Annotated in this window: 22 protein-coding genes; 9 read left to right on the top strand and 13 right to left on the bottom strand. The window is 41.7% G+C overall.

The annotated features are described in order from the left end of the window. Positions 1-33 precede the first annotated feature (33 nt). The 3 genes from tpx to ACRWQL_RS03835 all read left to right on the top strand — a co-directional run bounded on the left by tpx (position 34) and on the right by ACRWQL_RS03835 (position 2,273). Positions 34-630 carry a thiol peroxidase gene (gene tpx, locus ACRWQL_RS03845; RefSeq protein WP_434930102.1) on the top strand — a complete coding sequence of 199 codons (597 nt, stop codon included), beginning with the start codon at positions 34-36 and terminating at the stop codon, positions 628-630. A gap of 44 nt (positions 631-674) precedes the next feature. Further along, entirely contained in the window at positions 675-1,688 is a 1,014-nt protein-coding gene (ltaE, locus tag ACRWQL_RS03840; RefSeq protein WP_434930100.1) for a low-specificity L-threonine aldolase, read from the top strand. Positions 1,689-1,904: 216 nt separating this feature from the next. Continuing rightward, positions 1,905-2,273 (top strand): acyl-CoA thioesterase, encoded by a 369-nt coding sequence (locus tag ACRWQL_RS03835; RefSeq protein WP_434930099.1) that lies wholly within the window; start codon positions 1,905-1,907, stop codon positions 2,271-2,273. Between the two features lie 162 nt (positions 2,274-2,435). Here the strand turns inward: ACRWQL_RS03835 and ACRWQL_RS03830 are convergent, their stop codons facing one another. Then, the gene (locus ACRWQL_RS03830; protein WP_434952454.1) at positions 2,436-3,107 is read right to left on the bottom strand and encodes a DUF2461 domain-containing protein; all 672 of its coding nucleotides are present in this window, start codon (positions 3,105-3,107) and stop codon (positions 2,436-2,438) included. 287 nt (positions 3,108-3,394) lie between these two features. On the opposite strand from ACRWQL_RS03830, the gene ACRWQL_RS03825 reads away from it, so the two are divergent. From ACRWQL_RS03825 to ACRWQL_RS03815, 3 genes are read left to right on the top strand one after another with little or no spacing between them, the layout of a single operon-like run. Continuing rightward, on the top strand, positions 3,395-3,826 hold the full coding sequence (locus ACRWQL_RS03825; RefSeq protein ID WP_434930097.1) for an ATP-dependent zinc protease family protein: 432 nt from the start codon (positions 3,395-3,397) through the stop codon (positions 3,824-3,826). A 1-nt stretch (position 3,827) separates the two neighbouring features. Beyond that, positions 3,828-4,733, top strand: a complete 906-nt coding sequence (rimK, locus tag ACRWQL_RS03820) for a 30S ribosomal protein S6--L-glutamate ligase (protein ID WP_434930096.1) — start codon at positions 3,828-3,830, stop codon at positions 4,731-4,733. Then, positions 4,734-5,747, top strand: a complete 1,014-nt coding sequence (locus ACRWQL_RS03815) for a succinylglutamate desuccinylase/aspartoacylase family protein (RefSeq protein WP_434952453.1) — start codon at positions 4,734-4,736, stop codon at positions 5,745-5,747. Positions 5,748-5,842: 95 nt separating this feature from the next. Here ACRWQL_RS03815 and ACRWQL_RS03810 read toward each other — a convergent pair whose 3' ends face one another. Together ACRWQL_RS03810 and ACRWQL_RS03805 are read right to left on the bottom strand one after the other, a co-directional pair. Continuing rightward, positions 5,843-7,633, bottom strand: a complete 1,791-nt coding sequence (locus ACRWQL_RS03810) for an acyl-CoA dehydrogenase C-terminal domain-containing protein (RefSeq protein WP_434952451.1) — start codon at positions 7,631-7,633, stop codon at positions 5,843-5,845. Between the two features lie 209 nt (positions 7,634-7,842). After that, positions 7,843-8,796, bottom strand: a complete 954-nt coding sequence (locus ACRWQL_RS03805; RefSeq protein ID WP_434952449.1) for an alpha/beta fold hydrolase — start codon at positions 8,794-8,796, stop codon at positions 7,843-7,845. A 217-nt stretch (positions 8,797-9,013) separates the two neighbouring features. Here ACRWQL_RS03805 and ACRWQL_RS03800 point away from each other — a divergent pair, with 217 nt between their 5' ends. Beyond that, entirely contained in the window at positions 9,014-9,559 is a 546-nt protein-coding gene (locus tag ACRWQL_RS03800; protein ID WP_434952447.1) for a TlpA family protein disulfide reductase, read from the top strand. A 72-nt stretch (positions 9,560-9,631) separates the two neighbouring features. On the opposite strand, the gene ACRWQL_RS03795 is transcribed toward ACRWQL_RS03800, so the two are convergent. Continuing rightward, positions 9,632-10,939, bottom strand: a complete 1,308-nt coding sequence (locus ACRWQL_RS03795; RefSeq protein WP_434952446.1) for a coproporphyrinogen III oxidase family protein — start codon at positions 10,937-10,939, stop codon at positions 9,632-9,634. A 441-nt stretch (positions 10,940-11,380) separates the two neighbouring features. Between ACRWQL_RS03795 and ACRWQL_RS03790 the strand changes: the two genes are divergently transcribed. Both ACRWQL_RS03790 and ACRWQL_RS03785 read left to right on the top strand, forming a co-directional pair. After that, positions 11,381-11,890, top strand: coding sequence for a DUF1097 domain-containing protein (locus tag ACRWQL_RS03790; protein WP_434952444.1), 510 nt, complete (start codon positions 11,381-11,383; stop codon positions 11,888-11,890). A 349-nt stretch (positions 11,891-12,239) separates the two neighbouring features. After that, positions 12,240-13,235 (top strand): GGDEF domain-containing protein, encoded by a 996-nt coding sequence (locus ACRWQL_RS03785; RefSeq protein ID WP_434952442.1) that lies wholly within the window; start codon positions 12,240-12,242, stop codon positions 13,233-13,235. A gap of 122 nt (positions 13,236-13,357) precedes the next feature. On the opposite strand, the gene ACRWQL_RS03780 is transcribed toward ACRWQL_RS03785, so the two are convergent. The 9 genes from ACRWQL_RS03780 to ACRWQL_RS03740 all read right to left on the bottom strand — a co-directional run bounded on the left by ACRWQL_RS03780 (position 13,358) and on the right by ACRWQL_RS03740 (position 22,731). Further along, complete coding sequence (locus tag ACRWQL_RS03780) at positions 13,358-13,861, bottom strand: GNAT family N-acetyltransferase (protein ID WP_434952440.1); 504 nt, start codon at positions 13,859-13,861, stop codon at positions 13,358-13,360. A gap of 103 nt (positions 13,862-13,964) precedes the next feature. Next, a complete protein-coding gene (locus tag ACRWQL_RS03775; protein WP_434930087.1) occupies positions 13,965-14,621 on the bottom strand; it encodes a 3-oxoacid CoA-transferase subunit B in 657 nt (218 codons plus the stop codon). A 14-nt stretch (positions 14,622-14,635) separates the two neighbouring features. Beyond that, positions 14,636-15,346 (bottom strand): CoA transferase subunit A, encoded by a 711-nt coding sequence (locus ACRWQL_RS03770; protein ID WP_434952438.1) that lies wholly within the window; start codon positions 15,344-15,346, stop codon positions 14,636-14,638. A gap of 88 nt (positions 15,347-15,434) precedes the next feature. Next, positions 15,435-16,322 (bottom strand): hydroxymethylglutaryl-CoA lyase, encoded by an 888-nt coding sequence (locus ACRWQL_RS03765; protein ID WP_434952436.1) that lies wholly within the window; start codon positions 16,320-16,322, stop codon positions 15,435-15,437. Then, positions 16,319-18,355 carry an acetyl/propionyl/methylcrotonyl-CoA carboxylase subunit alpha gene (locus tag ACRWQL_RS03760; protein WP_434952434.1) on the bottom strand — a complete coding sequence of 679 codons (2,037 nt, stop codon included), beginning with the start codon at positions 18,353-18,355 and terminating at the stop codon, positions 16,319-16,321. The genes ACRWQL_RS03765 and ACRWQL_RS03760 overlap by 4 nt, the downstream gene beginning before the upstream one ends. Next, positions 18,355-19,167, bottom strand: coding sequence for an enoyl-CoA hydratase-related protein (locus ACRWQL_RS03755; RefSeq protein WP_434930084.1), 813 nt, complete (start codon positions 19,165-19,167; stop codon positions 18,355-18,357). Before ACRWQL_RS03755 ends, ACRWQL_RS03760 begins: the two co-directional genes overlap by 1 nt. A 29-nt stretch (positions 19,168-19,196) precedes the next feature. Further along, on the bottom strand, positions 19,197-20,804 hold the full coding sequence (locus ACRWQL_RS03750; protein WP_434952433.1) for a carboxyl transferase domain-containing protein: 1,608 nt from the start codon (positions 20,802-20,804) through the stop codon (positions 19,197-19,199). 138 nt (positions 20,805-20,942) lie between these two features. Beyond that, positions 20,943-22,112 carry an isovaleryl-CoA dehydrogenase gene (locus tag ACRWQL_RS03745; RefSeq protein WP_434928800.1) on the bottom strand — a complete coding sequence of 390 codons (1,170 nt, stop codon included), beginning with the start codon at positions 22,110-22,112 and terminating at the stop codon, positions 20,943-20,945. 211 nt (positions 22,113-22,323) lie between these two features. Beyond that, entirely contained in the window at positions 22,324-22,731 is a 408-nt protein-coding gene (locus ACRWQL_RS03740) for a MerR family transcriptional regulator (RefSeq protein ID WP_226410375.1), read from the bottom strand. Positions 22,732-22,748 lie beyond the last annotated feature (17 nt).

Here is a 22,748-nt window from a genome sequence, read left to right as displayed (position 1 = left end):
GGCTGGTTTTTTATTATTAATCAGGAGAATATAATGACATTTCAACAATCTTTATTGAACATAGGTTTATCCTTAGTATTAATTGCCAGTCCAGTATTTATTCACTTTACGCAAGCTGCTGAAGTTACAATGGGTGGGCATCCGGTGGTGCTTAAAGGTGATTTACCCGCTAATAATATGCCAGCCCCTGAATTTAAAGTGGTTGATGATAAGTTTAATCCGGTTAATTTAAGTGATTTTAAAGGTAAAACAGTATTAATCAGTGCCGTACCGAGCTTAGATACCGGTGTGTGTGCGTTGCAAACAAAACGATTTAACAGTGAATTTGCTAATTTTGATGCCGACGTTGTTATGCTGACTATTAGTACAGATTTACCTTTTGCTCAAAAGCGTTTTTGCCAAACTGAAAGCGTTGATAAAATTAAAGTATTGTCTGATTCTGTGTGGCGTAACTTTGCTGACCAATATGGATTATTGATTGAAAGCCGTGGTTTACTGGCTCGGGCAATATTTATTATTGATGCTAATGGCCAGCTACAGTATCAAGAGCTTGTTAAAGAAGTTGGCAGCCACCCTGATTATGATGCGGCAATCGCAGCATTAACAAAAATTGCTGCAGCTAAATCTTAATCCGTTACACTGTCGGCCATGGTTTGGATAAATGACGATTTATTATGATTGATTTTAGAAGCGATACTGTTACTCAACCTACAGCCGCAATGCGCAAAGCAATGGCCAATGCCGTTGTGGGTGATGATGTTTATGGTGATGACCCGACAGTCAACAACCTACAAGATATGGCCGCTGAAATGTATGGCTTTGATGCGGCCTTATTTGTTAGCTCAGGTACTCAAGCTAATTTATTAGCATTGATGTCACATTGTGAGCGTGGAGACGAGTATTTATGTGGTCAACAAGCGCACAATTATAAATTTGAAGGTGGTGGTGCAGCGGTGCTTGGCAGCATTCAGCCACAGCCGTTAAATAATCAGCAAGATGGTAGTATTTTATTGTCAGATATCGATGCTGCTATTAAACCTGATGACGTTCATTTTGCCAGAACCCGTTTATTGAGCTTAGAAAATACCATTGGCGGTAAAGTCTTATCGCAAGAGTATTTAGCACAAGCACAAACTTTGGCCTTTAATCGGGGTTTGAAAATTCATTTAGACGGCGCAAGAATAGCCAATGCAGCGGTTGCCCAAAACCTTGCGATTGCTGATATTACCCAATATTTTGACTCGGTTTCTATTTGTCTATCAAAAGGGTTATGCGCCCCAATTGGCTCTATTTTGTTAGGCGATGAGCGGCTTATTGGTAAAGCGACTCGTTGGCGTAAAATGTTGGGCGGCGGAATGCGTCAAGCTGGTATTATTGCCGCAGCGGCTAAATTGGCTTTAACCGATCAAGTTGATCGATTAGTTGAAGATCATCACCACGCAAAACTGCTCGCTGAGGCATTATATCAATTTGACGAATTTGAGGTTGATGTGAAATCAGTACAAACCAATATGGTATTTGCACGTTTAGCCAGTCATATAGATCCCAATCAATTATCACATGCGTTATTGCAAAAAGGCATTAAGGTTAGCCCTAGTCAGCAACTGCGCCTAGTAACCCATGCTGATATTACAGCGAAAGATATTTCTACTTTTATTACATCTTTAAAGCAGGTGTTATCTACTTAACTAGGGTCGTATTTTTATCCGCTGAGAGTAAACGTCATTCGTGATATGAGTGATGCCTTAAATGGCGTTAAATAGTGCAAATATAATTCCGTTATAGGGCAGGTTTTATTAATCAGCCATATAAGTAATTGATTATCAATGTAACTAAAACTGGCTTGAACATTGCTACCTCTTTAGTGATACAAGAGTTTCTTGTTAATAACTAAAGGGTTTTTTATGAAATACTACAGCCGCCACTTAATACTTCCGGTCCATTTAAATAGTAGCCACACTCTATGCTGTGGTCAGCTATTGAGTTGGATAAATGAACAAGCAACGATATTTGCCAGTTGCCAAATGAACAGCCAATGCCATGTTGCGAAGCTGATTGCCGAGATCAACTTTATGACTCCAGGATTGGTTGGCGATATACTTGAATTTGGTTTTGAAAGTGTAAGTTTAGGTCAAAGCTCAGTGACTATTCGTTGTAAAGTACGCAACAAAGTCACCCAGGCACCTATAGCCAGTGTCGATAAAATAGTCTTTGTTAACATAAATGCTAATGGGGTACCTGTACCCCATGGCATGCGAGCAAATGCGGCTTAGCTGTTTTATCATTATTACTTTGCTTTAACTCTTTTTCTAGGTAAGCTTTTTAAGCTACTGACGCATCTCTTTCTAGATTGAATGTATGCCTATATTACTGTTGGTATTATTAAGGATGTACAAAGATTATATATAGTTGCCATTAGGTTTATCGGCAACAGTTTAGTAATCTAACTCAAGCGCAAAACACAGATAGGCCATTAATTGAGTCGTTTTTTGAAATTCCTTTTGACAGAACTCGACAAAATCAGCCTGGCAAACTTGTGCTTCAGTTATCGTCTTTAGCGCGATAAAGTCTTTCCGTTTTAGTTCAGTAAGTAGCGGATGATCTTTATCAAATCCCCTTGGTGGCCTAACTAAACTGTGACCTGTCATAACAAAACCTGCTCTCTCTATCGCTTGTAACGCTTTTTTATAGCCATTAGGGTTTTCATCGATACAGTGCCTTATGGCATTTAAGGCTGTTGATTCTGGATGCCAAATACCCGCAGCGATAAAGCATTCATTATTGGCTAAATGCAAATAAAATCCAGGGGAATGGACATCTTTAGCCTGAAAATGTTTAAATTGAATGCCAACATTAGTTTTATAAGGTGTTTTATTTTTACTAAAACGACTATCTCTTTGGGGGCGCATTAAGCTACCGCCGACTTTTTTGGGCACAGCATTAAAACGTGGTGACAAGGATAAAATAGGCCCTTGCATCGCCTCAATAAATTGTAATGCAGGCGTGCGCACTTGGGCTTCATAGCGGGGTTGATTAGCTTTAAACCAATCACGGTCATTATGTTGATTTAGTTCGGTTAAAAACTGGAAACTACAGCGAGTAAACATTGTTATGCCTCAATAATTAATTCTATTATTATTAATAGGTTAGTAGTATTCTTTTCGGTGTGTATTTATGAAGGATTATGGTAAATAACTTTAACGTAAAAATTCTAGATAAATAAAGTTGTTTTATTCAATATGCAGTGTATATTGCGCCAAAATTGATTGATATTAGCTATGCTTAAATGACTTTCTCACTGTTGAACTCTGCAGTAGACGATAAAACATTTGGTGAGTAGCATCGAACAAGTTATTCGAGAAAGACTTATTTCCTTTAAACGTAAGGACTGACCATGACTAAACAAACCCTCGATATTGTGGGCTGGCGAGAGTGGGGCACATTTCCTGAAATTGGCAATGAAAAAGTCAAAATCAAGGTAGATACAGGGGCAAAAACCTCTTGTTTACATGCTTTTAAAATTAAACCGTTTCAAAAAGAAAAAGAAAAATGGGTGCGTGTATGGTTGCACCCTGAACAAGAATCTGATCGTGAAGTTGTGTGTGAGTTCCCCATTTTTGATCGTCGTAATGTCAGCGATTCTGGTGGACATGTTACCAAACGATATGTAATCAAAACCCCTATCATTATGGGTGGAAAGCAGTTCGATATCGAACTGACTTTAACCAATAGAGATAACATGAAATTTCGTATGTTGTTAGGTCGCAGAGCACTGGAAGGACGATTTTTGGTGGATTCAGCAGCATCTTATATAACAGGAGAGTAAAATGCACATTGCAATTATGTCACGGAATAAAAATTTATATTCGACGCGTAGGCTTAAGGAAGCGGCCGTTGCCCGTGGTCATGACGTTAAAATAGTCGATCACATCAGTTGTTACATGAACATCAACATGACCTCTCCAAGCATCCACATGAAAGGCCAAGAGCTGCCTAAGTTTGATGCCGTCATTCCACGTATTGGTGCATCAGTAACCTTTTACGGAACAGCAGTATTACGTCAATTCGAAATGATGGGAGTTCACCCATTAAATGAGTCGGTAGCGATTACCCGTTCACGTGACAAGTTGCGTTCATTACAGTTACTTTCTCGTAAAAATATTGGCTTACCTGTGACTGGTTTTGCAAACAAACCTGCGGATGTACCAGACTTATTAGACATGGTTGGCGGCGCACCGTGTGTGATTAAGTTACTTGAAGGTACTCAAGGTATTGGTGTAGTACTTGCCGAGACCCGTAAAGCTGCTGAGTCAGTTATTGAAGCCTTCATGGGTCTTAAAGCCAACATCATGGTACAAGAATATATCGCTGAAGCGGGCGGCGCAGATATTCGCTGTTTCGTGATCGGTGATAAAGTGATCGCGGCGATGAAGCGTCAAGCATTGCCAGGTGAATTCCGTTCTAACTTACATCGCGGCGGTTCTGCCACCATAGTTAAGTTAACACCTGAAGAGCGCTCAACCGCGCTTCGCGCTGCTAAGACCATGGGTCTTAACGTTGCTGGTGTGGATATTTTGCGCTCAAAACACGGTCCTCTAGTGATGGAAGTAAACTCTTCACCTGGTTTAGAGGGCATTGAAAAAGCCACAGGTATCGATGTTGCTGACAAGATTATTCAGTTTATCGAGAAAAATGTAAAAGCAACCAGCACTAAAACCAAAGGAACTGGCTAAATGGTCAAAAAACGCGAAGCTTTCACTCTAGGTGAAGTGAGCGTTAAAGCTGGCACGCAACAAAGCGTTAAGCTTCCTGCTGCAAGGCTTTATAACGACACTCCTATGGAGTTACATGTTGAAGTTTTCCATGGGGTAAAAGCCGGGCCGACTTTATTAGTATGTGCAGCTATTCATGGTGACGAACTAAATGGTATTGAAATTTGCCGACGTTTGCTCAGCAAAATAAATGCTAAATCGTTAACCGGCACCATACTTGTCGTGCCTATTGTTAATGTGTTTGGTTTTATTCAGCAATCAAGATACTTACCGGATCGTCGCGATTTAAACCGATGTTTTCCTGGTTCATCAAAAGGGGCTTTGGCTAGCCGTTTAGCCCATTTGGTGTCACATACATTAGTTGATCGCGCGACGCATATTATAGATTTACATACCGGTGCGGTTCACCGTGACAACTTACCTCAAATCCGTTGTGATACCGATGATGAAGTAATGTTTGGCATGGCAAATGCCTTCGGCGCACCTGTGATCATGACGTCTAAAAATGTCACAGGCTCTATGCGTGGCTATGCTAACGGTAAAGGCATACCATGTATTTTATACGAGGCCGGTGAAGCATTACGTTTTAGTGAAATGTCGATTAAGTCTGGTCTTAATGGTGTATTGAATGTCATGCGCCACTTAGAAATGGTTAAAGGCCGTATTCGCATCAAAGGCAATAGTGTTAACGCCAGTCGCAGCTATTGGGTAAGAAGTGAAGCTGATGGTTTGATTAACATTAAGCTTAAGCTGGGTGAAAGGGTTAATAAAGGCAATATCTTAGCTTATATTGTTAACCCACACGGTGGTGAGCCTTATGCGCTGCGTGCCCCTACTGATGGCATTATTATTGGTAACAGTAATATTCCCGTGACAAATGAAGGTGAAGCTTTATTCCATATTGCCCAATTTGAGGGTGATGAGATTGAAATCGTCAATGATAGCTTAGATGATTTTATGGCTGAATATGCTTAACAAGTTTGCTGGTTAGAATTAAAAATGCCGCTGAATTCAGCGGCATTTTAGTCTCTAAAATTTATATTAAGTGATTTTTATCAAGCAATTATAAATTAAAAGTCGGCATCATTAAAATCGACAATTTGTTGACTGCTGGCTTCAATCTGCTTACGCAGACTGCGGGTTTGGCTTACCCAATACCCCATATAGAATGCACCGGTTTTAAGCTTAGCGTGATAAAAACTAGCCTCATCTGTTCCTTTGTCTAATGCGGCTAAAGAGGTTGCGGCAATTCGAGCCCACATCCAAGCTAGAGCGCTAATACCAAATAATTGCATGTATGCCATAGAGGCCGCACCAATAAGATCTGGGTTAGTTGCCGCACTTTTAGCAATGTAGCCCGTTGCACGCTCAAGATCACCTGCGGCATCCATTAGACCGGCAATAAAAGGTTTCATTTGTTCGTTGCCATTATGCTGACCAATAAACTGCTTAACCATATCAGACCATAGATTTAAGGTTGCGCCTTTATCTGCTAACAATTTACGGCCAACTAAATCCAGTGCTTGCACACCATTGGTTCCTTCATAAATCATCGCAATACGAATGTCTCGAACAAATTGCTCCATGCCCCATTCGTTAATATAACCATGTCCACCATAGACTTGCTGTGCATCAACACAGGCTTTAAAACCTTGGTCAGTGACAAAACCTTTCACAATAGGGGTAAATAAGGCGGCTAATGCTGAAGCCTGCTTCGCTTTAACTGGGTCTGATTCGCGCTCTGCCTGATCTAGCCACAAAGCTTGTTGACCCATTAATGCACGGGTTCCTTCATTAAATGATTTTTGCGACAGCAGCATACGGCGAACATCACCGTGTACCAAAATTGAGTCTGCGGCTTTATCGGCCTCTTTCACGCCACTAAGTGCACGACCTTGAATACGATCTTTTGCGTAAACTAACGCATTTTGATAGGCGATATCTGATACGCCTAAACCTTGAATTCCGACACCTAAGCGAGCCTGGTTCATCATGGTGAACATCGCACGTAAACCTTGATGGGCAGCGCCCACAAGCTCACCTACTGCGTTGTCAAAAAGCATCACACAAGTTGAATTGCCGTGAATCCCCATTTTATGCTCAAGACCCGTTGCCGCCAGCGTATTCGCTGCGCCTAGGCTACCATCAGCATTGACTAAAAATTTAGGCACTGCAAAAAGTGAAATACCTTTTACACCCTCAGGGGCATCAGGTAATCGCGCTAATACGAGGTGGATGATGTTTTCAGCTAGATCATGATCGCCAGATGAAATAAAGATTTTTTCACCGCTAATAGCAAATGTATCGTCGCCTAAAGGCTTGGCTTTTGTGCGTAATAGGGCTAAATCGGTACCCGCATGGGATTCAGTCAGGTTCATGGTACCTGTCCATTCACCACTGACTAGCTTAGCTAAATATTTTTGTTTTAATGCATCACTACCATGCACATGAATTGCTGAATAGGCGCCATGGGTGAGGCCTGGATACATAGCAAATGCCATATTGGTAGCGGTTTTCATTTCGGTAGCAAAGGTGCCGACCACTTCAGGTAAGCCTTGTCCGCCATATTCGGGGTCACAGGTTAATGTTGCCCAGCCATTTTCAACATACTGCTTATAAGCATCTTTAAAGCCATCAGGGGTAATGATCTTGCCGTCAACTAATTTACAACCTTGATGATCACCTACCGCATTTAAGGGGAGCATAATATCGGTGGTGAAATCAGCTACGCCTTGTAAAATGGCATCTACTAGTTCCGGATCGACCTGGTCAAATCCGGCTAATTCTTGATATTGATAAATATTCAGTAACTCAGAAAGAATGAATTGATAGTCACGAATAGGGGCTTGATAAATTGGCATGAGGTCGTTCCTTGTCAGTGCTTATTATTACTTAATTAGTGCTTGGCGTATTTCAACAATACAGCATCAGTCGCTAATGCTAAGTGATTTATTATGGTTATCTTTTCTACATTAACCCAATTTGAGTAAAAACTCAGTAAGTATTTGACAGTATAATTTGTAACAAACTATCACAACTTAAACTTAGTTTAATACTTTGGGAACAGCTGTTAAGTAACAAACTTGTCATTGTTTTCACTAATAATTTTATGCTGTAGCCAAAAACTAATACAGTGCTGCAAAACGGCTTTTGGTTTTTCTAGTTGAGGGTAATGACCTGTTTCCACTAAAGCAACTGTGTCAGCTTGTTCAATAAGCTGTTCAAAACGAATAAGGGTATCTTGGCCAGACACAGGGTCACAGATCCCATTGATAAACCGCAGCGGCATTTTATATTGCTGCAATGCACCCACCCAGCGCTCTCGGTGTAGTTTGCGTTCGCGAATATATTGAATAATCTTATGGATCACTTTAATCCCCTGGTTTTGTGTTATTAACTGCCAATGTATCGCCAGTTCTGCAACGGCTAGCGGTTGGTAACAAATGAAATCAAAATTTTGCTTAAATTTTTTAAATGAAAACATCTTAGCGATAACAAACCCTAATGGACTCAAAAGTAAACGTTGGATTAAGATGGGTTGAGTTGTTTCAGGAAATAATCCTCCATTTAACAATATTGTACTGTCGATGGCAAAACCGCTATCAACGCTGGCTTCACCATGACGGGCTAATAACTCTTGCGCTACAGTGTCGCCGTAATCATGGGCAATAATGTGAAAATGTTGAATACCAAGATGCGCCAATACAGCTTCAATAATGTCTGCTTGCAAAGCAAAAGAGTAATTAATATCACAGGGTTTATCTGATAAACCATAACCTAATAAGTCTAACGTGAGCAGATTAAAATGTTTACTTAGGTGAAACCAAAGCTGATGCCAGTCGTAACTACTAGTCGGAAACCCATGGATCAATAATAAACAAGGTTTATCACTTTTAGCCTGGTTGATATATATCTGTCGCTGAATGCCTTTTTCATCGATAAATGGATAGAAAAAACCTGTTTGATGCCATTTTGTAGGCCACTGATTATGAGTGTTTGATCCGTTTATGTTGTTATTAGGCATGACTTCCTTTATTGCTGGTAGGTCTTGATCACATAAGGCAAAAAGTACCCGCGTTCATCTAACATAGAACACAAGTTAATCTAAACTACTATAGTGGTAAACCCTGTTAAATTCTTTACTGACTAATATTAATTGAATACAAAACGTCATATTGTCGGTCTAGTATTTGAATCTTGCCATATGTTGTATAAATCAATTTTTTAAAAAGGTCATTACCATGGATAAATTTGTGACATCGTTTTCGTCATTTTATGCGATTTCGCATTGGTTAACGCGCGGTAAATTACTCATTTTGTTACCGCTGATATTGATGTCGACCCTTGCAAGTGCTGGAGCTGTCCCTGCCAGTGATTTCAGCTTACAAGATGCTAAAGGGCAGCTGTTTAATTTAAGCGAGCATAAAGGAAAACCAATAGTGCTGCACTTTTGGGCGACTTGGTGTCCCTATTGTAAAAAGTTACAACCAGGTCTTGAGCGCTTAAGGCTGGAAAATAAACAGACTGATTTGGTTATGATGGCGATAAGCTTTAATGAGGATGAAGGGGCAACACCTGCGCAGTCGTTAACTGACCGTGGCATAGGTATGACGACACTTATTCAGGGTGATGCTGTAGCAAAACAATACGGCGTTACGGGTACTCCGACAACAATATTTATCGATAGAAACGGCGATGTGGTGTGGACTACCCGGATTTCCGATCCTGATTCGCCGCAGTTATCAAAAGCCCTTGGGTATTTATTGGAGGTTGATGACTCACAATAATGCTAAGGCAGATGCAAATGCCATTTATAATTCGACACCTAATGGCATAACTGATTATAACTAGTCGCGATATTAGCTTGGTGAATTCTGCATTGATAAGGGTAATTCCCTTGCTTGTTCGCGCAGGTAATCCATCCCAGCTAAAAAACCTGAGAACATTTTCAAAGCAATGAATTGGCCCTGTGTGTTTGTATGATATTGGTCTCCTTGTTTAATAAGCGCACCGGCAGATAGCAGGTAAGTCATTTCTACAGGGAAAGCTTGCCATAAACTATAGCCAGTATGTTGTTTTAATAGCTTATCATCTAACACGCCATGTCCCATCATCATCATTAAATGATGTTGTAATAGTGCTTTTTTCTCTAATGGTTTGGTATAGCAAGTGCCAGTATGACCCGCATTGATACGACTGATATAATCGGGAATATCAAAGCTTGAAATACGAAACTGTTCACCAAAACGACCAAAGGCCCCCGAACCTACGCCAAAACAGTCCTCACCATCTAATACATATTTATTTTCTACCGGTTCACCAAAGTTACGACTAAAAGTCCAAGGAAACTCCATAACATAGTGCTCAGACATTGCTTTTTTGACAGCTAAAAACTGTGGCCATAATTCCTTGGCTTGACCCGCTAGGCAAGCCGCCTTTTTACTATTTTTACCAATACCGATTGTTAGTGGATAAGTGGTAATTTGATCTGGACGTAAGCGAATGGTTTGCGCTAAATCGTTGGCAATGGTTTCAGGTGTTTGTATGTTAAAGCCATACATCATGTCTACATTAACCGTTGGAATAATCTCAATGGCTCGGCTGACATACTCAGCTTGCTGCAAACCACTGCCAAATTTTTCAAATCGTCCGCTGGCTTTTAAAATCTTATCATCAAAGCTTTGTATGCCAATCGACATACGGTCGACTAGCCCTTTTAATAGGTGTGGATTGCCCTCTTTAAAATAGATCGGGTCGCTCTCACACGATACTTCACGTACCGAGGTTAATGATTTTATCATCTCGATAGTGTTAATCAGTTCATCTTCTAAAATAGTTGTCGTGCCACCGCCAATATAAACCCGGTTAAAGCTATAACCTTGGGCGAGTACAACACGTATTTCTTGCCTTAGGGCTTGAAAATACTCCCTGGCAATATGTTCGTTAAATTTGACTTTATGGAACGAACAAAAACGACAAAGGGTATGGCAAAAAGGAATATGTATATACAGGGTTTCAATTGGGGATTGAGGCACATTATGTGGCTGTAACTCATCAAGAGTGACAGCATTTTTAAGACTTAATGAATGCTTTATCGTGTGTTCCATAACCCAATCAAGGCTGGTTGTTGCTAGATTCAATCTTAAGGATGAGAAAGAATTTTTCATGGTGAGCCCTTAATCTTTAGATGTAATAAAATAGTGCTAATCCTCATTCCTGAAAACAATCAACCCTTTTCATACCGTTAGATTAAATTAACTGATAAAGAGAAACTGTCGCCCCACGCATGAAAAGAGCTGCATTTATTGATTAAGCTTTTTTTATCGGTAAAGCTTGAGGTACATCACGTTTTACAACCCTTGCTTGAATAGTTTTTTTGAGTAAATTTATTTTGGCGATAATCTTTGGTCACTTAATTCTTACTAGAAAATTTAGAGGTTGCCTGTCATAAGGGATTTTATGTTCACAAATAAGCGATATATTTGATGTTGTTCATAGATTTTGTATCTTCTTTTTCACATCACAATTAAATATTGAAATCGATTGTTATTGTGGTATTTTTAGGAATAGTTATTTCTGTTATTAAAACAATTTAGTTGGAGTGAATTATGCAGTATCGTTGGCAAATTGCACTTTCAGCGGGCTTATTAGCCGCTTTATGGGCAGGAGTTGCAGATGTATTCCAGCTAGTGACTTGGATTGGTTTTTTAGGTTGTAGCACCTTCTTTGCTCAAACTGAAAGCGGCTTTAAAGGCATGTTAATGGCAATGAGTACTAACTTGTCAGGTGTTTTCTGGGGGTGGCTGATTATCGTCGGCAGCACTTCTTTTGGCTCACCCATTATCAGTTACGCACTAACGGGAATTGTCACCAGCCTGATGTGTTTACAAGCCAGTCATAAACGTCTTGCCTTCATCCCCGGTGCATTTATTGGGTGCTGTATTACTTTTGCGATGAACGCTGATATCGCTGCAATAGTGCCCCCATTAGTTATTGGTGCTGTACTGGGATATAGCATGAGCTTGCTGACGGAGCGGTTAATTACCTTTACACAAAATAGACAAGGTTTAACGCCACAGGTGACCAGTGTTAGCGACAATGCAGCAAAAGAGCTGTAGTCATGGTTCATACAATAAATGCAGTCAAAATAGGAAATGTTGGCTGCATTTACCTTTGTGATAGCAATCATATTTTCAATTTAGATTACTTGACCATTACAACTTACCTTAAAAATCGATTTAGTCTAATTCCAATTACTGCTACAGATTACCGAATTCAAAACCACTTCTAATTTTTTACTCTGATATTTGCATGCTCTGTTGATTTTCTATGGTTGCTTTTCAGTTGCCGTGAAGCAAGTATTTTAGTCTATACTCTAAAAATTAATTCGCTTTGTACACTAGTTACTTTAGCGTTCTCTAGATTGCGTTGCATAAATCCTCCAATAAAAATTATAAAGGATGCTTTATGAAGTATATGACTGCACTTCAAGATTCGAAAAGGTTACCAAGGAACGCTTCAATAGCCTTTCATTTGGCCGCTTTATTGACATTTTTTATCTATGCTTTGTATCGTTTGACCCATGATGATTTGTTTTTATTTACCCTTTTTTCGTTAGCCTTGGTACCGATTTCGATTTCGTTGGGACTTGAAATCAAGCATCGTGGGGCGATATTACACAAACAAATCACCTTAATATTAGTGTGTATCACAATAGCGATATCTTGCTATTCTTTAGGCTATAAATCGTTAATCTATGTTTTTCCAACAATCTTTATTTTTTTCTTTATCTTTAATTTCAAAAACGCCTCTTCAATCAGTAGTTTTTACGTATTAATCTGTTTGATCGCCGCGCTTAATATTGAAACTTACTCCCTTGTATGGCGTTTTGGGGTGGCAATCTTCGATTGTATTATTTTTGCGGCGATATTTGCTTATATCATTGCAAAACAAAAGGCTGCGCTTATCTATTTGGCTACGACAGACGAGTTAACAGGGGCATTAAATCGAAAAAATTTAGCTACCAGTTTAAGTAGCAGTATTGAATCGTTTAAGCATACAGGAACGGATACGAGTCTGTTATTAATCGATATCGATCATTTTAAAACGGTTAATGACACCTACGGCCATTTAGTGGGCGATAAGCTACTGACGCAGTTCAGTGAGGTGATAAAGCATTTGCTTCCCGCCGAGGCTAAGCTGTTTCGTTTTGGTGGAGAAGAGTTTTTAGTTCAATATGAGCATTGTGATTTGCAAAAAGCATTGGAGATGGCTCAAAGGCTAAAGCAAGCGGTTAACCAAACAGACTTTGACGGCGTACCTGTGAATGTGTCCTGCAGTATAGGGGTGGCTGAATTGCGTATTAGTGATTCGTTAGAGGAATGGTTAAAGCAAAGTGATATTGCACTTTATGCTGCTAAAAAATCAGGACGAAATCGAGTTGTGTCGCGACTGGATAAATAGAGGAGAACAGCCATTGTAGCCGGTTTGTAAGCCATTAAAACCATTCTATAATACTGCTGATAGGCTTATGTAATGGTATTAAATTAAGCTCGTCAAAGTAGGGGGTTGATATTGTTCTGACTTTAAGCAAGGTTAATAATATATCTTTTAACTATGTGTGAATCACTTTTTATAGCAGAGTCGAAAACCCCACCATTGCAGATAATTGCCCGTTCGGAGGCTAAATTGGATTCATAACAATGAATGTGTAGTTCACTGTTACCCATTGAATGGAGCTTCTCAATAGAGAGTTTCATTAACAGAATACCTAAACCTGCGCCTCTTTTAGATGGCCGAATACTTAAACCAATATGGCCACCACAATGCTTAATTTGAGAGTTTAGGTGATGACGCAAATTAGTTACGCCCACTATTTCATTGTGATGAATTAGCCAGAATGTACTACTAGCAACATAGCCGCAGGGCAGGTTTATGCCTTCTGAGAAATGTTTGATTTTAGTCAAATAGGCGCTGAAATCCTGATAATCAAAATCTAAAATGAAAGGATAGCGCTCTTCATTACCTAATTCTTTGATATAACTATGATAACTTTGCTGATATTCGAGGCTTGGTAAAACTAAATCCATATTGATCTGATGCTCTAAAAATTGATTTCATTAGTGTTGCTAATAAAAAAGCGCACTTCTCTGTAAGTGCGCTTTTAAGTGTGTTGCATTTTTATCTTACAGACTAAAACACCATTTCTGGCACATGTTCAGGCACAACTAATTTACCAGCCGTTTTAGCGATAATTTCTTCTACCGACACACCTGGAGCACGCTCAAGTAAGTGGAATGCCCCATCTTTGATTTCGATAAAGGCTAGGTCGGTCATTACACGTTTAATGCAACCATAGCCCGTTAACGGTAGTTCACATAACGGCAGTAACTTAGAATTACCGTGTTTGTCGGCATGCATCATGGTGACGATAATGTTATCTGCACCAGCCACTAAATCCATTGCACCGCCCATGCCTTTAATGAGCTTACCTGGGATCATCCAAGAGGCGATGGAGCCATTAACATCAACTTCAAACGCGCCTAATACAGTTAAGTCGACATGCCCGCCGCGGATCATGGCAAAGCTCTCTGCTGATGAGAAAAATGATGCACCATCAACAGCGGTTACTGTTTGTTTACCAGCGTTGATTAAATCAGCGTCGATAGCATCTTCGGTTGGAAATGGTCCCATGCCTAATAAACCATTTTCAGATTGCAGCATTACCTGCATACCCTGTGGAATATAGTTAGCCACTAGGGTAGGAATACCAATACCTAGGTTGACGTAAAAGCCGTCTTGCATTTCTTTTGCTACACGTTGAGCAAGTTGTTCTCTGGTTAAAGCCATGTGCTTGCTCTCCTTTATTTAGCCGCTGCTAGTGTGACGGTACGTTGCTCAATGCGTTTTTCAAAGCAGGCTTTGATCACGCGATCCACATAAATTCCTGGGGTATGAATATGGTTAGGGTCAAGCTCGCCTGGCTGAACAATTTCTTCGGCCTCTACTACGGTAATTTTACCTGCGGTGGCCATCATAGGGTTAAAGTTAGCTGCGGTTTTACGGAATACTAAATTACCCATGGTGTCAGCTTTCCAGGCACGTACTAACGCAAAGTCTGCGGTAAGTGATTCTTCTAACACATAATGTCGGCCTTTTATTTCGCGGGTTTCTTTACCGTCAGCAATGGGGGTGCCGTAACCTGTCGCAGTGAAAAATGCTGGTATACCAGCGCCACCGGCGCGAATTTTTTCAGCCAAAGTACCTTGAGGGGTTAAAATAACGTTCAATTCACCCGACAGCATTTGCTGTTCAAAGGTAGCATTTTCGCCAACGTAAGAGGCTATCATGGTGGCAATTTGGCGTTGTTTGAGTAACAAACCTAAACCGAAATCATCTACCCCAGCATTGTTTGAAATAGCGGTTAAACCGGTTACGCCTAACTTAACCATATGGTTAATTAAGCCTTCAGGAATACCACATAAACCAAACCCACCGACCATCAAGGTCATATTATCTGTCAGCCCAGCTAGCGCTTCGTCATAGCTGTGAACGACTTTATTGAAACCTGCCATTGTGCTGTCCTTTTCTCGTTATTATGTTTGATAGATGCTGATTATTATTTGAGTCAGCAGCTTAAAATAAGGTTGTAGCCCATCAACATTAGGCTAATGCATTAGCGACTTTTGAGGCACTTTTTCGGCCGATAACTTGGCTAATATTATTACCCGCTATAACAAGCTTGCTTAGGTCGATACCTGTCTCAATTCCCATGCCGTGTAGCATGTAAACTAAGTCTTCAGTCGCTAAGTTTCCTGAGGCGCCTTTAGCATAAGGACACCCGCCCAATCCCGCGACAGATGCATCAAAGCTGGTTACACCCATATCTAAGCAGGCTAAAATATTGGCGAGTGCTTGTCCGTAGGTGTCGTGAAAGTGCAGTGCAAGCTTATTGACCGGCACCACACTTGCCACTGCTGCTAACATTTTACGGGCATTTGATGGTGTGCCAATACCAATGGTGTCACCCAGTGAAATCTCGTAACATCCCATTTTGTAAAGAATTTCAGACACACGGGCAACTTCATTGACATCGATGTGACCTTCATAGGGGCAACCAAGTACGCAAGAGACATAACCACGCACAGCAATATTGTGCTGTTTTGCTTGTTGCATCAATGGCATAAAGCGCTCAATTGACTCATCAATTGAGCAGTTAATATTTTTCTGGCTGAAGCTCTCTGAAGCGGCGCCAAATATTGCCACCTCATCGACGCCAGAGGCTAACGCTAGCTCAAAACCTTTCAGATTTGGGGTTAAGGCGCTATAAGTGACACCTTTTACCCTTGGCATTTGGCTAAATATGTCACCAGAGTCAGCCATTTGTGGTACCCATTTAGGTGACACAAAGCTGCCCGCTTCAATGCGAGTTAGGCCCGCTGCGGCTAAGTCAGCAATAAGTTGCAGTTTAGCGGTAGTGGGCACGGGTACTTCATTTTGTAAACCGTCACGGGCGCCAACTTCAAAAATGCTCACTTTAGATGGCATCATGTTTTAGCTTCCTTTTCGGTTTCCGTAGTCGCTTGTTTGACAGATTCTTCGACATGTAACAGCTGTACGCCATCGCTTACTAGCTCACCGCTTTGGAAGTAAAACTCGGTGACTACGCCATCAAATGGGGCTTCTATAGTGTACTCCATTTTCATGGCTTCCATCACTAATAAGCCTTGTCCCGCTTTAACTGTTGCGCCCACTTCAACAAGATGAGTCACTACTGTACCGTTCATTGGTGCTTTTAACTTATCGGCACTGTTAATGGTTTCATCGGCAACTTGTGCAAGCACTGCTGTAAAGTGGTAACTGCCGCTGGGTAGAAATAAGGTGAAATCGTCGCCATCACAACTGACAGGGACTTTACTTTTATGGCCATTTATTTCAGCAAACAGCACATCATCTTTAATTTGACCGGCAAGTTTAAGTGCTTGGCCATTTAGGCCTAAATGCAATGCACCGCCTAAGTCTGTCATGAGTAAGTTTTGCAGTTCATGTTTTTCATCAAGCAAGGCGACATGATGAATGCTGGCACTGTTTAATCTAAAGCCGCTGACTTGTCCCCAAGGTGAATAGGGATCGTTACTATTAATGGCATTAACTTGCGCTTGTTGCTGACGCAATAGCACTTGATATAAGCCGGCAAGAGCAATGGCAGTATCAGACTCACTGCTAGCATCACCAATTAAAGTATTGCCATAGCGCTCGATAAAATCGGTACAAAAATCAGCTTTGGTAAATGCAGGGTGTTCTGCAATATTGGCTAAAAACTCAATGTTATGTTTTAAACCACTAATTTGGTATGACTCTAGTGCGTTGACTAAACGATGCAAGGCACGTGGACGGGTTTCATCCCACACGATTAGTTTGGCGATCATTGGGTCATAGAAGTTACTGATTACATCGTTTTCACGTATGCCTGAGTCAATTCGCACATGACGATTTTGCTCTGGTTCACGTAAAAAGTTCAGTTTACCGCTAGCAGGCAAAAATTCATTTTGTGGATCTTCTGCGTAAATACGCACTTCAAATGAGTGACCATGAATGCGCACTTCATCTTGTTTTAGTGGTAACTCTCCGCCACTAGCCACTAAAAGCTGCCATTTAACTAAGTCCTGGCCGGTGACCATTTCAGTCACTGGGTGCTCAACTTGTAAGCGGGTATTCATTTCCATGAAGTAGAAGCTGTTGTCGGTATCCAGTAGAAACTCAACCGTGCCCGCGCCTACATAATCAATGGCTTTAGCGGCGGCAACCGCAGCTTCACCCATTTGAACGCGTAGCTCGTCTGACAATCCGGGCGCTGGCGCTTCTTCAACCACTTTTTGGTGACGACGTTGAATAGAGCAATCGCGATCTGATAGATAGATAGCGTTGCCTTTACTGTCGGCAAAAACTTGAACTTCTACATGGCGTGGCTGACGTAAGTAACGCTCCATTAATAATTTATCATTACCAAATGATGAGGTGGCTTCACGACGAGCAGAGCGAATAGCTTCCAAGGTCTCACCGTCATTTTCAACGATACGCATGCCTTTACCACCGCCGCCATATGCCGCTTTTATCAGTAACGGAAAACCGACTTGTGTGGCTTGATAAACCAAATTTTCATCGGTTTGGTCGTCACCATGGTAACCTGGCACTAATGGCACATTCGCCTTACCCATAATCTGTTTTGCCGCACTTTTACTGCCCATGGCATCAATGGCATCACTGCCTGGGCCGACAAAAGCAATACCGTTCTGCTCGCACTTACGGGCAAACTCAGCATTTTCAGACAAAAAGCCATAACCTGGGTGAATGGCCTCTGCACCAGAACGTTTGGCAATATCAATAATCAAATCGGCTTTTAAGTATGAATCCGCAGGGGCACTGCCACCCAAATGATAAGACTCATCCGCCATAGCGACATGAAGGGCATCTTTATCGGCATCGGAATATAAGGCTATGGTACGTACACCCATGGCCTTAGCCGTTTTAATAATACGGCAAGCAATTTCACCACGGTTGGCAATCAGTAATTTAGTAATCATTATTTGGCTCCTTGAGGGACGGCGGCATGTTGCCAAGCCGGAGAGCGTTTTTCGAAAAAGGCATTTAGGCCTTCTTGGCCTTCATCAGAGACTCGAATGCGGGCAATCTGTTCACTGGTGTAGCTCAGTGTTGCATCATTAATTACGCCGTCTTCTAATCGAGACACTAAGGTTTTAACCCATGCCATACCTTGTGGACTGTTCGCTTTAAAGGCGGTAATAAAAGGCGCTGCCGCTATATCTAAATCATCATCAATGACGTGAATAACCTGTTGTTTAAGGGCTTCGTCGGCACTAAAACGCTCTGCAGTTAACATATAGCGTCTGGCTTGGCGAATACCCATAGCACGCACAACATAAGGACTAATAACCGCAGGAATTAAGCCTAGTTTTACTTCGCTTAAACAAAAGCTGGCACCTTGATTGGCAATAGCGATATCGCAGCAACAAATTAATCCTAATGCGCCACCAAAGGCTGCGCCATTAACCAGTGCGATACTCGGTTTAGGAAATTTATCCAACACATGCATAAGTTTGGCAAGTTCATGGGCATCAGTGAGATTTTGCTCAAAATCCATTTTGGCTTGCTTGCGCATCCAATTAAGATCCGCCCCAGCACTGAAGTTTTTTCCATTGGCACGCAGTACCAAAATTTGGCATTCAGATGAATCGGCAAACTGTTCGATGGCGATAATCATTTCATTAATCATCACTTCATCAAACGCATTATGCTTTTCTGCGCGATTTAATATTAACTCACCCACGCCTTGGTTAAGATGACATTGGATGTGTTGAAAATCATTTTTAATCATTTTTTAATGCTCCTATTGATTGAACGCAATTACATGCGGAACACACCAAACTTGGTGTCTTCAATAGGCGCATTTAATGCCGCTGATAACGCTAAACCTACCACATCACGGGTTTGTGCTGGGTCGATAATACCATCGTCCCACAGGCGGGCACTGGCATGGTATGGATGACCTTCTTTGTCATATTGCTCAACAATAGGCTTTCTGAATGCTTGTTCTTCTTCAGTAGTCCATTCAACCCCTTTACGGGCTAAACCATCACGACGAACGGTGGCAAGAACGCCTGCTGCTTGTTCACCGCCCATGACTGAAATGCGCGCATTTGGCCACATCCACATCATAGTGGGTTCAAATGCTCGGCCACACATGCCATAGTTACCTGCGCCATAACTGCCGCCAATAATCACGGTAAATTTAGGCACGTTGGCACAAGATACTGCGGTAACCATTTTGGCACCGTGTTTGGCAATGCCTTCATGTTCGTACTTTTTACCCACCATAAAACCGGTAATGTTCTGTAAGAACAGTAATGGAATTTTACGTTGGCAACATAGCTCAATAAAGTGAGCGCCTTTTTGAGCCGACTCGGAGAACAAAATGCCATTGTTGGCAACAATACCAACAGGGTAACCATGAATGCGGGCAAAGCCACAGACCAATGTTGCGCCGTAATTGGCCTTAAACTCGTCAAAGTCTGAATCATCGACAATACGACCAATGACTTCTTTAACATCAAATGGCTTTTTAAGATCGGTTCCGACAATGCCGTAAAGTTCATGAATATCATACTTAGGCGGTTTTACTGGGCTAAGCATGCTGGAAATCGTTTTTTGATGATTTAGGCGCAGTACTGCCCGACGTGCAAGCTCTAATGCATGATCATCGTTTTGAGCTAAATGATCGGCAACACCGGATATTTTGGTATGCACTTCTGCGCCACCTAATTCTTCCGCTGATACTTCTTCGCCAGTTGCAGCTTTAACTAGAGGAGGCCCAGCTAAAAAGATGGTGCCTTGATCTTTAACAATAATCGATTCATCTGCCATTGCAGGTACATAAGCACCACCTGCGGTACATAAACCCATTACCACGGCAATTTGCGGAATGCCAAGGGCCGACATTTGTGCTTGATTGTAAAAAATACGGCCGAAATGATCGCGGTCTGGAAATACTTCGTCCTGGCGTGGCAAGTTTGCCCCGCCTGAATCAACCAGATAAATACACGGTAAATGACAGCGTTTGGCGATGTCCTGTGCGCGTAAATGCTTTTTCACTGTAATAGGGTAGTAAGTGCCGCCTTTTACTGTGGCGTCGTTAGCAATGATCATACACTCAACGCCGCTTACACGGCCTATACCGGCAATAACACCTGCGGCAGGGACATCTTCATCATAGACTTCATAAGCGGCAAATTGGGCGATTTCTAGAAAAGGCGAACCAGGATCGAGCAGTTTTTCAACTCGGTGACGGGGTAATAATTTTCCACGTGACAGATGACGTTCACACGCCACAGGACCACCACCTTGTTCAATTTTTGCCAGTTTTTGCTGCAGGTCTTCGACTAACAAAGCCATATCATCATATTTAGCTTTAAATTCATCACTACGAGGATTTATCTTGCTGCTCAGGTGCGTCATGTCAATATCCTTTATTGAGCACAAATAGGGTATTGAGGGGGAGGGCGTTTACGCCGATTAACTTACCCCTCAAGTGGAAAAGTGTTAGCCATACCTATTCACTTTGAACAAGTGTTGATAAGGCTAACGCATTGACCATTATTTAGATTCGTTAAACAGTTCACGGCCGATAAGCATACGGCGAATTTCTGAGGTACCGGCGCCTATTTCATATAGTTTGGCATCACGTAATAAACGGCCTGTGGCATATTCGTTAACATAGCCATTGCCACCAAGCAGTTGAATGGCATCTAATGCCATTTTAGTGGCTAATTCGGCACTGTACAGAATCGCGCCAGCAGCATCTTTACGGGTAGTTTCGCCACGGTCGCAAGACTTAGCAACGTTATAAACATAGGATCTTGCAGCGTTCATCCCCGTGTACATGTCAGCAATTTTGCCCTGCACAAGCTGGAATTCACCGATAGATTGACCAAACTGGACGCGCTCGTGAATATAAGGCACCACGATGTCCATACACGCTGCCATAATGCCAAGTGGGCCGCCAGACAGTACAACGCGTTCATAATCCAGGCCGCTCATGAGTACTTTTACGCCATTGTTCAGTCCGCCTAAAATATTTTCTTCTGGCACTTCACAGTCTTCAAACACTAACTCACAGGTATTTGAACCACGCATGCCTAATTTATCTAATTTCTGCGCTTGGCTGAAACCTTTAGAGCCACGTTCTACGATGAAGGCGGTGATACCATGGGCGCCTTTTTCTAAATCAGTTTTGGCATAAATCACATAAGTGTGTGCATCTGGACCGTTGGTGATCCACATTTTATTGCCATTAAGAATATAACGGTCGCCTTCTTTACGGGCACTGAGCTTCATTGAAACTACGTCAGAACCGGCATTAGGCTCACTCATTGCTAGCGCACCTATGTGTTCGCCGCTAACGAGTTTTGGCAGGTATTTAGCGCGTTGAGCCGCATTACCATTACGATTGATTTGATTTACACATAAGTTTGAATGCGCGCCATAGCTTAAACCAATAGAGGCTGATGCCCGTGACACTTCTTCCATTGCCACAACATGGGCTAAGTAACCCATGTTTGCACCACCAAATTCCTCTGGCACAGTGACACCAAGCAAGCCCATATCACCCAACTGAGTCCACATGTGATTAGGGAACTCATTGTCATGGTCTACTTGTGCGGCAATGGGGGCAATTTCGTTGCTGGCAAAACTGCGAACTGCGTCGCGCAACATATCAATATCTTCGCCCAAACCGAAATTAAGGCTGCTGTATAAATCGCTCATGGCTTATGTCCTGTTGAATTATTATTTGAGACGCCACGCTATGTTGCGTTTTGGCGTCATTTGCTTGTCTTTTAAAGGCTGCGTTAAGCAGCTAAATGGTATTGATGATGCTAATGACCGATTATTCGGTTCTATTTTTACTGACACTTTTACTCAAAATCCACTCGATTTTTTAATGACAATATTTGTAATAATAGTCAAATAAATCGCTTTATGTTTTTGATGCCTTATTGGTTTCTAAGGCTGATTTACATTGCTGCTCGGCAGAATTGAGTTCCATCAGCACCACTTTAATGTCATCCATTTGCTGCTGAAGTGCGGCCTTTTTATCATTGACTAAGTCCAGCATGGTATTGAGCTGTGATGTGCTTGATTTATCTGCATCGTAAAGTTCGAATAGGCGGCGGGTTTCAGCCAATGAAAAGCCTAAACGTTTACCGCGTAAAATCAGTTTCAGTCTGACGCGATCTTTTAGGGTGTATATGCGTGTTTGGCCACGACGCTTGGGCTTAATTAAGCCTTGGTCTTCGTAAAAACGAATGCTGCGGGTGGTGATATCAAATTCTTTTGATAAATCACTGATAGAGTATGTAGATTGGGTGCTGACTGTAGCGTTCATCATCTCACCAAATAGGT

The organism is Shewanella sp. HL-SH4 (assembly GCF_051164845.1).
Lineage (GTDB): Bacteria > Pseudomonadota > Gammaproteobacteria > Enterobacterales > Shewanellaceae > Shewanella > Shewanella glacialimarina.
Note: the sequence above shows the minus strand (reverse complement) of the source record. Positions and strands in the feature narration are given on the sequence as shown.